12 protein-coding genes and 1 tRNA gene are annotated in these 13,855 nt (G+C 45.9%); all 13 read left to right on the forward strand.

What is annotated here, in order from left to right; genetic code table 11:
- Window positions 1-589 precede the first annotated feature (589 nt).
- The 13 genes from H9X81_RS06720 (at window position 590) to H9X81_RS06775 (ending at window position 13,821) form a co-directional block, all read left to right on the forward strand.
- Window positions 590-665 (forward strand) — tRNA-Thr (locus H9X81_RS06720).
- Between the two features lie 70 nt (window positions 666-735).
- Complete coding sequence (locus H9X81_RS06725) at window positions 736-3,582, forward strand: SNF2-related protein (RefSeq protein ID WP_204720764.1); 2,847 nt, start codon at window positions 736-738, stop codon at window positions 3,580-3,582.
- Window positions 3,583-3,604: 22 nt separating this feature from the next.
- Complete coding sequence (locus tag H9X81_RS06730) at window positions 3,605-4,234, forward strand: hypothetical protein (RefSeq protein ID WP_204720766.1); 630 nt, start codon at window positions 3,605-3,607, stop codon at window positions 4,232-4,234.
- A complete protein-coding gene (locus H9X81_RS06735; RefSeq protein ID WP_204720768.1) occupies window positions 4,218-4,502 on the forward strand; it encodes a hypothetical protein in 285 nt (94 codons plus the stop codon). The genes H9X81_RS06730 and H9X81_RS06735 overlap by 17 nt, the downstream gene beginning before the upstream one ends.
- Entirely contained in the window at window positions 4,495-6,171 is a 1,677-nt protein-coding gene (locus H9X81_RS06740; protein WP_204720770.1) for a site-specific DNA-methyltransferase, read from the forward strand. The genes H9X81_RS06735 and H9X81_RS06740 overlap by 8 nt, the downstream gene beginning before the upstream one ends.
- A complete protein-coding gene (locus H9X81_RS06745; protein WP_204720772.1) occupies window positions 6,164-9,052 on the forward strand; it encodes a DEAD/DEAH box helicase family protein in 2,889 nt (962 codons plus the stop codon). The genes H9X81_RS06740 and H9X81_RS06745 overlap by 8 nt, the downstream gene beginning before the upstream one ends.
- Window positions 9,053-9,162: 110 nt before the next feature.
- Complete coding sequence (locus H9X81_RS06750; RefSeq protein WP_204720775.1) at window positions 9,163-9,468, forward strand: hypothetical protein; 306 nt, start codon at window positions 9,163-9,165, stop codon at window positions 9,466-9,468.
- 362 nt (window positions 9,469-9,830) lie between these two features.
- Window positions 9,831-10,214 (forward strand): sigma-70 family RNA polymerase sigma factor, encoded by a 384-nt coding sequence (locus H9X81_RS06755; RefSeq protein WP_204720777.1) that lies wholly within the window; start codon window positions 9,831-9,833, stop codon window positions 10,212-10,214.
- Window positions 10,215-10,329: 115 nt separating this feature from the next.
- On the forward strand, window positions 10,330-11,442 hold the full coding sequence (locus H9X81_RS06760; protein ID WP_204720779.1) for an AAA family ATPase: 1,113 nt from the start codon (window positions 10,330-10,332) through the stop codon (window positions 11,440-11,442).
- Window positions 11,439-11,774, forward strand: coding sequence for a hypothetical protein (locus tag H9X81_RS11840; RefSeq protein ID WP_243424059.1), 336 nt, complete (start codon window positions 11,439-11,441; stop codon window positions 11,772-11,774). The genes H9X81_RS06760 and H9X81_RS11840 overlap by 4 nt, the downstream gene beginning before the upstream one ends.
- A gap of 58 nt (window positions 11,775-11,832) precedes the next feature.
- Window positions 11,833-12,234: a MobC family plasmid mobilization relaxosome protein gene (locus tag H9X81_RS11845; protein ID WP_243424061.1), complete on the forward strand. Its 402-nt coding sequence runs from the start codon at window positions 11,833-11,835 to the stop codon at window positions 12,232-12,234.
- Window positions 12,222-13,589: a relaxase/mobilization nuclease domain-containing protein gene (locus H9X81_RS06770; protein WP_204720783.1), complete on the forward strand. Its 1,368-nt coding sequence runs from the start codon at window positions 12,222-12,224 to the stop codon at window positions 13,587-13,589. Before H9X81_RS11845 ends, H9X81_RS06770 begins: the two co-directional genes overlap by 13 nt.
- Before the next feature lie 28 nt (window positions 13,590-13,617).
- On the forward strand, window positions 13,618-13,821 hold the full coding sequence (locus H9X81_RS06775; RefSeq protein WP_204720785.1) for a hypothetical protein: 204 nt from the start codon (window positions 13,618-13,620) through the stop codon (window positions 13,819-13,821).
- Window positions 13,822-13,855 lie beyond the last annotated feature (34 nt).

Raw genomic sequence — 13,855 nt, forward strand, 5'->3', positions numbered from 1 at the left:
CTTCCTCGCTCATCTGATGCTTGGGTAAAATTGTATTCATTGCCGCTCCTCCTTTCAAATTATCGTGATTTACAAAGTCTAACTTTTGGGCTTATTTCATCAACCACTGGTATTATTTCCTAGTTTTTAGTATAACACAAATGGAGATTTCTTCAAGAAATCATTGGAATGTGCAAGCTCAAAATGAGACAATAAAACTAGGTAAAATCATAGATGGCGGTTAATAACTCCAAGGATTGTATTCTTTGTTTATTGCAGCTCAGATTCTGCGAATCTGAAACTCGAAACCTCTTCCTTGCACCGCTAAAAAGTTTTTATAAAGGTGCCTGTCTATCAAGGGCTTTACGACCCACATCCTGACCCATACAGAGAAATGTCCCTATAAAATCAGTGAGACAAGGAGTGTCAAAGAGGATGCAGATCGTTAGCAAAAAGGGCCAAAGATGCCCATCCATCGCCGTCTGAAGGGCTTGGCTACCCTTCGTAATCAGCAGGTCGCTTGTTGTTCTTAAGGTAATCATAGCCAAATTACTCGAAATATGGTAAACTACAAACAGGATGCGGCTTTTGCCCGTTCTCATATGGTCATGCTAGTGTAGCACAGTCGGTAGTGCAGCTGATTCGTAATCAGCAGGGCGCGTGTTCGAGTCACGTCACTAGCTCCAGGAAACGCATCCTTCGGGGTGCGTTTTTTGTTTGCAATATTATCGATTGTATCAGTAAGGTGAAATACATATGACATCATATACTTCTTATCAAGCCCGTTATTTTGCAGAGCAGATCACTCTAAAACGTCCACAATCAAGCTATGACAGCCTTGCTTCGGCGATGTCTGGAGTAAAGGTAGACTTAAATCCACATCAGGTTGATGCGGCACTTTTTGCAATGAAATCCCCATTGAGCACAGGAGCTTTAATGGCAGATGAGGTTGGCTTGGGAAAAACCATAGAAGCTGGCCTTGTTTTGGCGCAATATTGGGCGGAACGCAAACGACATATCCTACTCATTGTGCCGGCGGCACTGCGTACTCAGTGGCGTTCGGAACTGAGCGAAAAATTTTATATAGACTCTATTTTGATGGAGTCCACCAGTTTCAATAAGCTCAAGAAGGAAGGATACTTTAATCCGTTTGATATAAAAAATCAGGTAGTTATCTGTTCTTATAACTTTGCAGCAAGAAAAGCGGATGAACTTCGCCGTATTCCGTGGGATCTTGTTATTATAGATGAGGCCCACCGCTTGAGAAATGTCTACAAGTCCAACAATGTTACTGGAAAGCGATTAAAAGACGCATTGCAGGGCAGAAAAAAGCTTTTGTTAACTGCTACCCCTCTTCAGAATAATCTGATGGAACTTTACGGATTGGTCAGCCTTATCGATGATCATGTGTTTGGTGATGCCAAGACATTTCGTGAAATGTATGTGGCGGTCAATAATGCAGAACTGCGCAATCGGAATCTTCGTGCCCGCCTAGGCAGCTTTTGTAAGCGTACACTTCGCAAGCAAGTAACGGAGTATGTTCGGTACACAAGACGTCATCCCATTCTGCAAGAATACACTCCCACTACGTCAGAAGAAGAACTCTACAATTTTATTTCTGATTACCTACAAACGGACAAGTTGTTTGCATTGCCGGAAGGCCAGCGTACACTGATTACAATGGTACTACGCAAACTGTTGGCCTCCTCCTCTTTTGCGATTGCTGGAACGCTGAATTCTCTCATCAGTCGTTTGGAAGAACTCTTAAAGGGAGTAGAAACAGACCTCGACTTGCAGGACTATGATACCTTTGATGAATTAAATGATGAAGGCGATGACATATCGGAAGAAGTTAAAATGACTGAAGAAGACCTGCGACACAATCGCGAGGGTATTCTGCGCGAACTGGAGCAGTTGCAAAAATTCGCAAATTTGGCATCCAACATCAAAACCAATGCAAAGGGTGATAATCTGATTTTTGCACTCAATCAAGGTTTTGATAAGATAGAGGGGCTGGGCGGCCAACGTAAAGCTGTTATTTTCACCGAGTCAAGACGTACCCAGGAGTATCTCTTCAATTTGCTCTCAAACAACGGATATGCTGGTCAGATCGTTTTTCTGAACGGCATGAACAATGATGACATTTCCAAACAGATCTACGCAGACTGGAAAGAGCGCCATAAAAATGATGGTGCGATTTCCGGCTCACGTCAGGCAGACATGAAATCTGCCATTGTAGAGGAATTCCGCAGCCACGCCTGCATCCTCATTGGTACCGAAGCGGCTGCGGAAGGGATCAATCTGCAGTTTTGCAGCCTTGTAGTCAACTACGATCTGCCCTGGAATCCCCAGCGTATCGAACAACGTATCGGACGCTGTCATCGTTATGGCCAGAAAAATGATGTTGTTGTCATCAATTTTGTAAACCGGAAAAATGCGGCAGACCGCCGTGTATATGAACTGCTTGCTCAAAAATTCCGCCTGTTTGATGGTGTGTTTGGTTCCTCGGATGATGTGCTTGGTTCTATCGAGTCTGGGGTAGATTTTGAAAAGCGGATTGCAGCCATCTATCAGAACTGTAAAACGGCAGAGGAAATTCAGACCCAGTTTGACCAGTTGCAAGCGGAACTGTCCGAGCAGATTCAGGAAAAAATGGTACGGGCCAGGCAATCAATTCTGGAAAACTTTGATGAAGTGGTCGCTTCCCGGTTGAAAGAATGCGAAACCAACACAGTTGCCAGTCTGGATAAATTTACCCAGTGGATCTATTACTTTTTTATGATCCATGGCGCTGAGCGTGTGGAGCCGTTGGAGCAGTGGCGTTTGAAATTTACAGACGGTGACATTGAGCGTGTTTATAATTTGAAATGGAAGGACGCCGAACAGGAGGGCGATACATTTCTGCGCAGAGAAGATCCACTTTATGAGAGTTGGCTTGCGGAAGCGATAGAACAACCTTTGCCGCCCGCTAAGATTCGCTTTGACCACACTCATTCGGAACGAAACATTTCTTTTTTGAACGCGCATCCGAATTTGAGAGGGATTTTATCTATCGACAAACTCTCCTATGAGGGTATCGGAGAGGAAGAACATCTGGTATTTTCGGTCATCACACAGGATGGTACGGAAATGGATGATGATACTATTAACGGTATGCTGGAACTACCTGCCGTTTTGCTGGGCAATGATGTACAAGAAAATGAGGCTTTACAGACAATACGTCAGCAGAGGTTAGATTTGCAGCGCCAGCAGGTGGAGGAAAGCAATAAACAGTATTATCTGGAAGAATGTGATAAGCTGGACGCGTACAGTGAAGACCTCAAAGAAGGCTTGCAGCGGGAGTTGAAAGAACTGAAAAAAGCCATCACAGAAAAGAAAAAACTGTTCCGCGCCAGCACTTCATTGCCGCTGAGTGAAATGCTGACGATGAAAGATGAAATCAACAAACTGGAGCTGCGGCAAAAGAAAATGCAGCGGGAAATCTATGCACGTGAGGATGAGATTGATGATGAAAAGGAGCGTCTGCAAGAGGAAGTTCGCCGCAAACTGGAGGGGAATTGTACGATTCAAAACATTATGGTGATTGAGTTTGAGGTAATATAGACTTATGAATACAGAAAGGCTTTTGGAAATAATTGAGCAGCTGCTTGCAGATTTTTGCATAGCAAAAAGTTGTTTAAGCTGTGAGGCTGAAATATCATCAAAAATTGTTAATGAAGAAAAAGTAATACATGAGGAGTTCTTTCTACTCGCAAGAGAAAGTTTTCTATACACAGGAACAATAATTTTGTGTAAAGCATTTGAAAAAGATGACAAAAACTCCCCACTTTCAGTTTATCAGCTTATTAAATGGGTTTCCAACACTATTCCTACCAAGAATAACAAGAAGCAGAAAGAAACGCTGAGAGTTATTGAATTAGAATTAAATAACCTTTCTCCTATAACAGATAAACTGAAGAATCAACGAGATAAGTTTTATGCACACAATGGTAAAGGTCTGATTAACCCAATTAAACTTGAAGCCCTATCAAATTTAACACGATCCGAAAAAGAACAACTTATTACTTTTGGCATACGGACTTTATCAAAGCTGCGGGCCATTTGTAAAAACGAAGAATATGTATATTATGATTATCATGACCATTCAACTATGAGATTAAAATGTGTTTTTAGTGACCTGAATAAATTCTATGAGATATTGGAAATTGAATCTGAAAGATTACGTAAGGAGGTAAAAGATGGACAAAGTGTTTGATGACGCTAAAACCATAGCCGAGCATTATAAGATCATCACAGAATATCGCGCAGCAGGAAGATTAGATCGTGAAGATGCTATTCGCAAATACACTGAGTTTAACCGTTCCCATCCTGAATATATTACTGCCGTGAATTTACAGGGGGCTGTTTTTCACAATGTAGCACCGATGGAAAATTTAAGCGATTGGGATATTGTGGCAAACCTAAACCAACAGCTGATGTATCTTGGTGGAAAGAATTTACTGGAGGGCTTACAAAATGGTTAATCAAAGACTGGAATTGACATGGATTGGAAAAGGAGATGATCCGGCTGTTGAACCGCGTATCCTTCTGCACGATCCCTCAAAAGACTACGGTGACCCCAACACCGAAAATATGCTGATCCATGGGGACAACCTGCTGGCACTGAAAGCATTGGAGCAGCAGTATGCAGGACAGGTGAAGTGTATCTATATTGATCCACCGTATAATACAGGCGAAGCATTTGAAAACTACGATGATAATTTGGAACATTCTATTTGGTTAAGGTTAATGTATGCAAGGGTAAGAATATTAAAAAACCTACTTTCGGATGATGGCTTTTTTTGTTGTCAAATTGATGATTCAGAGGGCCACTATTTGAAAGTTATGCTGGATGAGATTTTTGGCAGAGACGGGTATTATCAAACGACAATTTACGTTCGAGTGAGATATCCAGAAAAGACTCTAAAGCAGGATATGGCGTTTCATAAAGAAATTGAACAAGTTCATATCTATAGAAAAAGTAATCAAGCAAAACCCATATTAGATAAAGTCCAATCAGGATATGAAAAATTTAAATACAAAATCGAGACACTTTCGGCCCCTATCAAGGTTTTGGAGTTGGGCGGAAAAAGAGTAGAAGTGTATAAAAAAGGGGATTACATTATCACTGAAGAAGATGGTTCAGAATATGGGTTGAAAGAAATATGGGCTTCGGGAACGATTTTAGATGGGAACTCATCAGGTAGATTTTTTAGAGATTATTTAACAGGAAGGTATGCAGAAGATGGATATGGTGTTATTTATAAAGTTTATGGTATAGGCGACGATAGGTATAACCATCGTTTCTTTACTGGACCGAATAGAGAAGGTGCAACAAAAGGAAAATATTATCAAGGCGTCCCATTGCATAAGCTTGAAAGTGGAGAAATGACCAGAGATGTTCCTATTAATGGCTTTATTGATTTAGCCGCTTATTTTGGAAATTGTAGACAAGAAGGTGGAGCAGAGTTCAGAGGTGGAAAAAAGCCAGAAATTCTCATAAAAACATTACTTTCTCATTTCACAAAAGAAGGAGATTTGGTTTTAGATTCATTTTTGGGTAGCGGAACTACCGCTGCTGTTGCACACAAAATGAATCGTCGATATATAGGTATTGAACTTGGCAATCATTGTTATACACTATGTATCCCGAGATTAACAAGAGTAATAGATGGGGATAAAACCGGTATTTCTGACGATGTCAACTGGCAGGGCGGCGGCGGATACAAATTCTATGAACTGGCCCCCACCCTGATTGTCAAGGATAAGTATGGCAACCCCGTATTCTCCGAACAATACAGTCCTGAAATGCTGGTCGCTGCTGTGGCCAAGATCAACGGATACCACTATGCCCCCGATGCGGAAGCTTTTTGGAAGCAGGGCTTTTGTCAGGACAACAGTTTTATCTATGTTACGACCCAGTACCTGACCGGTGAAGTGCTGGATGGCATTGCCGCAGAAGTGGGAGACTTTGAAAATCTTCTGATCTGTGCTCCGGCTTTTGATGCTGGATTGAATAAACGCTATGAAAACATCACTGTGCGGAAAATTCCTCAGTCAGTACTGGATAAATGCCAGTATGGTGTGGACAATTACAACCTGAACATTATCGACCCGCCACAGCTGGACGAGGAGGAGTGGGAAGATGATTAAGGAATCCTATACTGAAAAATTCTATACTTACCATTCCAAGTATATCAACAACGCCCTTGCTCTGCGTCCTCCGCAGCATGAAAGCCTGGAGATTTTTGCCCGGCTGTGCGATACGCTGTCGCTGAGAAAAAATCCAACCACGGTGCAGCAGATCTGCGAAGCACATCAGGCGGAGTTGGATGCCTGTGCTGCGGAGGGTGAGCGCCAAAAACTTATTGCGGAACTGGCCAGTAAAACGGCAGCGGAATTTTACAAAGAAGATCTGGCAGCTGTTCGACACATATGTCCTACACTCACCGCATTCGAGCGAGACTTTCCTTCCGTCTGCTTTGCTCTGGCAACCGGCATCGGTAAAACCCGGTTAATGGGTGCATGCATCGCCTATCTGCATTATGAAAAAGGCATCAAAAACTTCTTTGTGATGGCGCCCAACCTCACAATCTATAATAAGCTCAAAGACGATCTGGGCAATACCTCTAGCCCTAAATATGTTTTTCGTGGGTTGGATCGCTTTGTTAACCCGCCCCGTATTATCGACGGGGATAACTATGCCGATTTTCGACAGACCACTTTCGGCGTTAACGATGTAGTAATTAATGTGTTCAATATTTCCAAACTTAACGCAGACAGTAAAGTAAAAGATGGTGCCCCTGCACGCATTAAACGCCTGAATGAGGTATTGGGTGAATCTTATTTTTCCTATCTACAATCTCTACCAGACCTGTGCATCTTTATGGATGAAAGCCATCACTATCATGCAGATAAGAGTTTTGAGGTCATCAATGAACTTCGGCCCATTCTGGGAGTGGAATTAACTGCAACGCCCCAAATTCAAAGAGGCGCGAAAAAGATTGATTTTAAAAATGTTGTTTATGAGTATTCCTTGGCTCATGCGCTTAACGATGGACAGTATGTGAAAGTACCAGCGGTCATCACCCGCAAAGATTTCCGCTCGGAGGAGTATACTCCAGAACAACTGGACAAGGAAAAGCTGAATGATGGTGTGCGTATTCATGAGGATACGAAAAGCCAATTGGAGATTTACGCCCGAACTTATGGCAAGCCGCTTGTTAAACCATTTGTTCTCGTAGTTGCAAAGGATACGGAACATTCCAGGCAGATTCGTGAGTATTTAATCTCTGATGAATTTTTCCGTGGCTACTACAAAGACAAAGTGCTGGAGATCAACTCTGCACAACGTGGGGCCGAAAAGGATGAAAATATCGAGCAACTGCTGTCATTGGAAAAGCCTGAGAACAATATTGAGATCGTTATTCATGTGAATATGCTCAAGGAAGGATGGGATGTCACCAATCTGTACACCATCATCCCCTTGCGGGCCTCGGCCTCCGAAACCTTAACAGAGCAAACAATCGGACGTGGTTTGCGTTTGCCATATGGCTTGCGTACTGGAATAGAGGAAGTGGATCGACTGTCCATTGTCAGTCATGACAAATATGCTGCTATTGTTAACTTGGCCAACGATCCCAATTCCCTGGTTCGAAAAGTGTATTATATTGATGATATCAGTCCGGATACAGAAGAACCAAAAGAAACAATGGAATTTGTTCCAGTCTATGACAGCATCACCACAGCCCCCAGTTTTACAGAACAGCTGGCGATGTCCTTTATCCATGAAACACCTGCTTCATATAGCTCAGGTGAAGTAAAGACACAGGAACAAGCCATTGAGGTTGCCAAATTTGTAGCCCAGTTTACGGCAAAATCAGTTATGGAACTGAACAAGCAGGTAAAAACCTATGACGCCGCAAAGGATGATATGGCCAAGCAGTTTGTCCAGCAGACGGTAGTGAATGAAACAATCCGGCAGTTCCCAGCTTTGGGATTACGTCCAGAGGATATTGCGCCGGTGGTTCAAACGGCGATAGAGACCTGCGTGCAGGCACTGACCGACAAGGTGATTCCCATCCCTCAAGCGGTTGTGCAGCCGTTTACCGAAGTGAAACAAGGGTACCGTTCGTTTACTCTGGATACCCACAATATGAATTGGCATCCAGGAAATGACATACTGATTGGTACAGAACTGCAAGAGGGTGGAAAAACTTTCGAATATGATCCAAATTTCTATGCCAGAGAAGTGGTTGATACACCAGAGAATGAGATTGTTCGTCATCTGATCGTTTATGATGACATCGATTACATGACCACAGCAGATCTGCTTTATTCGCTTGTGGGGGATGCGAAGAAGCATTTTCTGACATATTTGTCAGAGGACGAGGCTGATCGTGTAATGCGTGAGCGTCAAAAGACGATTGCTGAAATGATTCACAGCCAGATGAGAGATCATTTTTTCCACGAAAAAATCGTTTTCCGCGCTACCGAAATGCGCCCCTTCTCCCGTATCGAATCCTGCTTCGGTGGAAAGTTTAAGTCAGACGAGGTTTACGACCTGCGGGCAGCATTACCAGCAGGAGAAGTCCGCAGCAAAGTCTTTAATGGGTTTAAAAAGTCCTGTCATACTCTCTATAAATTTGACAGTAACACAGAGCGAACATTTGCGATTGTTCTGGAAAATGACAAAGAGGTACTGAAGTGGATGCGCCCGTCACCAAAACAGTTCAACATTTATTACGGGTCAGGCGGTTGTAGTCGATATGAACCCGACTTTGTTGTGGAGACAGCAAACACAATTTACATGGTCGAAACGAAAGCAAGCAATGAATTAACAAGTTCCGAAGTGCTTGAAAAAGCCCGCGCAGCACAGGTATACTGTAATGCCGCTAGTGCTTGGAATGCGGAGCATGATGGAAAGCCATGGGTATATGCACTTGTTTCGCATGACGAAGTTCAGTTGAACTCCAGCTTTGATTATTTAACGAAAAACAGAGTCCTCTATGAGCAGCTTTCATTGGAGGACTAAGCACACGCCTGAAATCTTAATTTAAAACAACGAGGGTGAAAACTGCTTAATTGTAGTAGCTTTTATTTGGATTCTGTGATATCCTGTCTTGCTGACAGGAGGTATGACAGATGAACGAAATACTGGAGCTTCTCTACAAAAGGTTCTATATTCCGCTGTCTTTGGCAGAACCCCGCCAGCAAATCACACAAGCTCAGCAACTGCTAATTCAGCGATTGGATCTTTCTGATCGTAAACTGCTTTTGCAAATCATTGATGCAGGAGACCAAATTGCAGATGAGCTCTCACTGGACAGTTTTATCTGTGGATTTTTGTTGGCCTATCAGCTGGGAAATGAACTTCAGTATTACAAAAAAGAGCGTCCCTTCCAGAATTCATTTCTGGACAGGAACGCTCTTTCTCATATGCAGGAATAACCGCCCTTTCCCCACCGCATTTCGCCCTGGTGCCCTCCCCCAACCGATCTCAGGGAAACAATCCGGTTTTCTGATACCCGCCGCACAGTGCAAATTTGAGGGCTTCTGTGGGTCTCCCCGGACACAGAAAAGGTAAAAGCTATTGACAAAAAAGAACATTTGTTCTATACTAAATTCAGGCGAAAGCCTGAATCTGCAGCTTTCCGGTGAGGTTCACACCCTGTGTGACCTCAGACATTCATGGACCCCGTAGGGCAAAATTGATCCCGTTACGATGGGAATTTTCATGAACGTCCACAGTATTTGGCGCTGTGCCGGCAGCGCAGGTGTGCGCTTTTCCGCAGAAAGCGGAAAGGATGCATATGGATTACGTTTCTATTGAATATAACGGGAAGCAATTATCAGTGCCAAAGGAGGTCGCAGACTTTCTCAGCCAGGACCACAAGAGGCAGCAGGCTCAGGAGCGGCAGGACAGAAGGCATCTTAGTAAAAGTGATTTTGAAACGGTGCTGTCCTGGCACACCACCTGCGATTCCACAGAGGATCTGGTCTTGAGAAACCTCCGTCTTGAAAATCTGCGAAAGGCGGTTTCAGCATTAAGCGATGAGGAACGGCAGCTGATCTCATTGCGGTATGACCAGGAACTGACCATGGAAGCGATCGGTAAAATCCTTGGCGTTTCCAAAATGGCTGTCTCAAAGCGGCTGAAAAAGCTTCACAACCAGCTGAAGGGTTCTGTCCAGTGACAGAGCCCTTTGGCTTTTTTTATTTTCTGGTTTACAAACTCCCTTTTTGTGTCCTGATAGATGAGGGAAATATGAAACCACCGGTTTCCCTCAATTCGAAAGAAAGGAGTTACCCATGAAAAAACGCCTGCAATATGTGGACGGCGAAACGCTGGCAAACACCATCCTTCCGCCCATCCGATTTGTGATCCACGAGCTGTTACCCCAGGGACTTCATGTGCTGGCCGGTGCGCCCAAGGTGGGAAAATCCTGGCTGTCCCTCTGGATCTGTCTTTGTGTGGCGCAGGGAGAAAAGCTCTGGGACTTCCCCACACAGAAAGGCTCCGTCCTCTATCTTTGTCTGGAGGACAGCTATGCCCGGATCCAAAACCGTCTGCTGGATCTGACAGACGATGCTCCAGGAAACCTCTTCTTCTCCATCCTGTCTGAAAAACTCCATGAGGGTTTGGAAGAACAGCTGGAATCCTTCCTGGCAGAACATCCGGATACTGTGCTGGTAGTCATCGACACCCTCCAGCGTGTCCGCAACCCCATGAAAGATGGGAACCCTTACGCCAGCGACTATCGGGATCTGGGAGTTCTCAAGCAGTTGGCTGACCGCCATGGAATTGCTCTGCTGCTCATCCATCATCTGAGAAAGATGAACGACGACGACCCCATGAACATGATCTCCGGCACCACCGGTATCAGCGGAGCTACCGACGGAAATTTTGTTCTCCGTAAGGACAAGCGCAGCACCGACACCGCAACCCTCTTCTGCACGGGCAGAGATATCCCCTACCGGGAGCTGTCCTTGGCATTCGATGAAAACACCCACCGCTGGGAACTGCGGGAGGACAGTCAGGAACCGCTGCCGGAGCAGAAAACGGATCCCCTTATTGAGAATCTGCTTTCGTTTCTGGAGCAGCATGGTGACTTCACCGGAACTGCCACTGAGTTAGCGGCAGCCATAGCTGATTTGTCCGGAGAAACGATCCAGCCCAATGTGCTGATAAAAAAGCTGATCCGCCGGCAGCAGGAACTGTCTCAGCTGGGAATCAGTCTCTCCAGCCGCCGTACTCACACCCGCAGGGAACTGTCTCTGACCATGGTTCGCGTCGGCTGCGTCAGCAATGACGGTAAAACAGACAGTTTGCCAGTATCAAATTTCCCGTCGCAGCCGTCACAGCTGTCGCAAACAGACCAATCGGACGCTATATCTTTATCACAACAGGAGGTATCACAATGAAAGATTTTCATACCGCGCATAACCGCTTTCTCAAATCCCTGATTCAGCAGTCCCGGCAGGAGACGCTCCAATATGTCAAAAACGGAATGGAAGAGCAGCTGGGCAGTGCGTCCCCCGATGAACAGACTCTATGGCGTTACCTGCGAAATCCACAGCGCCATACCTCCCTCACCTCCTCCCAACAGCTGGTCGCCATGGATTTGCTGCTGGAATGGACGGAAATCAATTTCCGCACCTGCTGCGATCTGCTCCGCTATCAGATGCTCCGGCGAAACGGTGTTGTTGATTCGGTGGAGGAGTTTCTCCAGCTACTGCAAAAAGAAGCGGAATAACAGCGGTATCAGGAGTCGAAATTTCCCTCCTTTGAGGAGGGAGGAGCCAGCATCGCGTTTGTCTGGACGCCGCCACAGCCGCCGCCCCGCCAAACACCCTTTCCGGGCAGTAGCCCGGACCCACTTTGGAAAGGAGGAAAACACCATCAAGGACACAACCTTCAGCATTCGGATCTCTACAAAGGATCTGGAGACTATCCGGGAGAAAGCAAAGCTGGCTCGTCTTTCCCAGAGCGACTATGTCACTCGCTGCTGTCTGGGCAGGCAGGTGGTTGTAGTGGAGGACCTGAAAGAGGTGCACCGTCAACTCCGGGCTATCGGAACCAACCTCAACCGTCTGACTACTCTGGCCAATATGGGAAAGATCCAAACCGTGTACCTGGATCAGACCGTCGATGAGTTGGCAAAAGTGAGCGCCGCTCTCCGGGAAATCCAGGAACGTGGGAGGTGGAGGAAATAGCCATCGTCCATTTTGTCAACTCGCCCAAGGGACAGAACCGCAGCGGCATGGCAGCAGTCATGCGCTACGCAGCCCAGGAACAAAAGACTCTGTGGCAAGGTCAATCTCTGGTCTCCGGTGTGAACTGTCAAGCAAAAAGTGCCTATGATGATTTCCTCAGCACCAAGCTGCTCCACCACAAGGAATCCGGCCGGCTGTATTATCATCTGGTGCAGTCTTTCCCAAAAGATGCACTGGTGGATCCTGTCGCTGCTCACCAGGCAGCGGTCCGACTGGCAGGATTCTTTCAGGACCGGGAAGTGCTTGTCTGCACCCATGTGGATCGGGAGCATATCCACTCCCACCTCATCATCAACAGCGTCAGCATGGAAGAAGGTCGAAAGCTCCATGTATCACAAAACGAATTGGAAAAGCTCCGCCGTCAGAACGACCTCATCTGCAAAGAGCTGAACCTGCCAATGTTCGAAGAAAGCGAACACACACGCTCCTCCGCTCTCTCCGGTGGGGAGTATCACGCCGCCGCCCGGGGCGAGAGCTGGAAATTCCAGCTGATGAATGCCATTGACCGGTGTATGACCAGAGCCGCAACCCGGAAGGAGTTTCTCTCGCTGATGAAAGACCTGGGCTATCAGGTAAGATGGAGCGACAGCCGGACAAGCATCACCTACACCACACCCCAGGGGAAGAAGTGCCGGGACAACCGGCTGCATGAACCAAAGTATCTGAAAGGAGCGATGGAACTTGAATTCACCATACGAGCAGCGATACTCACTGGACGAACTCAAAGAGCGAAATTCCCTTCCGCCGAAGAACCAGCGTCCGGAGAATCCGACATCGAATACTCCAGTGCAGCCCATTGTGATTCAGTGCTGTCTGCCAAAAGAGATGGAGCAAATGCGTCAGAGCCTTCGCAGTCTGGAGCGGAATGTGGAACGACAGACCGAACTGCTGAGTCTTCTCTGGGATCAGATCCGCTCCTCCGGGACTTCCTCTCAGTTGTACACCATCAATCAGACGTTGACGGAAATGGACAAATCTCTGCAGCAGATTCAATGGATGGTACGACAGGCTGGGAACCGGAACGAGAGGCGTTTCTCTCTTCCCTCACTGACGTTCCCGCATCTGGAATGGAGCCCGGTCTACGGTCTGATTCTGATATCGGCGGCAGCCTTGCTGGCGATCTTGTTCACTTGGGTCGTTCTTTGGAAATGACCCAGCAGTCCAACGCAAATACTCCCTCCGGTCATCCTCACACCGACCGGAAGCTCCGGAAAAAGCAGCGGGAGAAAAAGAAGGCGCTGGGACACGCAGAAGATGAACAGGAGAGTTTCTCCCCCACTCAGCAGCTTTCGTAAAAACCAGTCAAAGGAAAGGAGACAGAGAATGTTTTTGTATAAAGGAGATTGTTGGAAAAAAACCACTGTCATCCGAGGCATCCAGTATACTACCGTCAGCCATTATTCTGGAAACCGGGATATTTTTGAAAAGATGGGCGAATTGATTCTGGGCTCCTTTTGGGCATCAGAAAGTGACGAAATTACGGAGGAATCTTCATTGGTTTCTGGTATAGATAAAAAGTCAGATTAACGGTATTGTGTGTGTTGCAAAAGGAGGTCATAAC

This window comes from Hydrogenoanaerobacterium saccharovorans (genome assembly GCF_016901815.1).
In the GTDB taxonomy this organism is placed as follows: domain Bacteria; phylum Bacillota; class Clostridia; order Oscillospirales; family Ruminococcaceae; genus Avimicrobium; species Avimicrobium caecorum.

Excerpts from the sequence above, each read along its gene's own strand:
- H9X81_RS06750 (WP_204720775.1), top strand. The coding sequence starts at position 9,163 with ATGAACGAAATACTGGAGCTTCTCTACAAAAGGTTCTATATTCCGCTG.
- H9X81_RS06760 (WP_204720779.1), top strand. The coding sequence starts at position 10,330 with ATGAAAAAACGCCTGCAATATGTGGACGGCGAAACGCTGGCAAACACC.
- H9X81_RS11840 (WP_243424059.1), top strand. The coding sequence starts at position 11,439 with ATGAAAGATTTTCATACCGCGCATAACCGCTTTCTCAAATCCCTGATT.
- H9X81_RS06740 (WP_204720770.1), top strand. The coding sequence starts at position 4,495 with ATGGTTAATCAAAGACTGGAATTGACATGGATTGGAAAAGGAGATGAT.
- H9X81_RS06755 (WP_204720777.1), top strand. The coding sequence starts at position 9,831 with ATGGATTACGTTTCTATTGAATATAACGGGAAGCAATTATCAGTGCCA.
- H9X81_RS06775 (WP_204720785.1), top strand. The coding sequence starts at position 13,618 with ATGTTTTTGTATAAAGGAGATTGTTGGAAAAAAACCACTGTCATCCGA.
- H9X81_RS06745 (WP_204720772.1), top strand. The coding sequence starts at position 6,164 with ATGATTAAGGAATCCTATACTGAAAAATTCTATACTTACCATTCCAAG.
- H9X81_RS06735 (WP_204720768.1), top strand. The coding sequence starts at position 4,218 with ATGGACAAAGTGTTTGATGACGCTAAAACCATAGCCGAGCATTATAAG.
- H9X81_RS06725 (WP_204720764.1), top strand. The coding sequence starts at position 736 with ATGACATCATATACTTCTTATCAAGCCCGTTATTTTGCAGAGCAGATC.